The 957-nt window shown below is 49.3% G+C and carries 2 protein-coding genes; both read left to right on the forward strand.

From position 1 onward, the window contains the following. Positions 1 to 424: hypothetical protein (locus tag BVH03_RS26705; protein WP_218189577.1), on the forward strand; the 424-nt coding region annotated here is incomplete at its 5' end. A gap of 8 nt (positions 425 to 432) precedes the next feature. After that, on the forward strand, positions 433 to 849 hold the full coding sequence (locus tag BVH03_RS25285) for a hypothetical protein (protein WP_075963769.1): 417 nt from the start codon (positions 433 to 435) through the stop codon (positions 847 to 849). Positions 850 to 957: the final 108 nt, after the last annotated feature.

A 957-nucleotide genomic window follows, 5' to 3' on the forward strand; every position in this document is an offset into this window, starting at 1 on the left:
TGCAAAAGCGACAGGCCCTGTTCCAAATCTTACTGAGCGGGGCACGTTAGTTAACCTGCGCCCTAATGATGTTGCTATTGCACAGCGACCAGTAAGAACGCTTGTACAGGATGAGTCTGGTCGCTATTGGCTGCAAACCTCAACCGGGAAGCGAATAACACCATCAGGTTCATACGATTTTGTAACTATGCCGGACGGAAGTATTCGGGTTGCCAGGCCGAATGTGAACCAAGACTTTTCAACCCACCTTGGATTGAGTGGTGGTGGAGAGGTTAAATATGCGGGCTCTATACGCTTTGGGAATAATGATGGCCCAAGCCGAGGGACAATAACTCAGTGGACTAACAATTCTGGGCATTATCAACCACCTGCAACTTTAAGTGGTAATGCCGGATTGCCGCAGGGCTCGTTTAATCTGAGGTAGGCTAGGTTATGAATGAAAGACAGAAACTGCTATGTGCGCAGCTCGCAAAAATGGGTTCTGAGCAGGCTGCTGAGTGGTTGATGACCAAATACCCAGTAGATTCAATAGATTATGGTGAGGCTCTGCTATTGATCCCCCATCGTTCCTGGAAACGATCCGATCAGAAGCGATTGGCTCAGTACTACTTCAGGAAATTGCCTTTCTCTGGTGCAACAGGATATGAGGCGTTTGCGTCATTTATGTCCGTAAGGTCTTTTCTGGACTGTGTTAAGGAGCGCTTGCCAATGAGTGCTTCTGATGCAAGCTTGCTGCTGTATTACTTGATTCCTGTTCTTAATAGGACTGTCAAAAGCGACTCTGATCGCCAGCTTATTATGAGTCTTATCAATGAAATTCAGCTCCATGACCGCGCTGAAGCGACATAATCCGCTGCTCTGGCTGTGCCTGCTGTTGCTGGCCTGGGCGGTTCTGGGCGTGCAGCTTGCAACGCCGAAAGTCGCGTCGGGGCCATTTTACGCGGCGACCGAGCATCA

Source organism: Pseudomonas sp. PA15(2017), from assembly GCF_001945395.1.
In the GTDB taxonomy this organism is placed as follows: domain Bacteria; phylum Pseudomonadota; class Gammaproteobacteria; order Pseudomonadales; family Pseudomonadaceae; genus Aquipseudomonas.

Bases quoted from the DNA above. Each gene is read 5' to 3' on its own strand.
- BVH03_RS25285 (WP_075963769.1), top strand. From the start codon at position 433: ATGAATGAAAGACAGAAACTGCTATGTGCGCAGCTCGCAAAAATGGGT.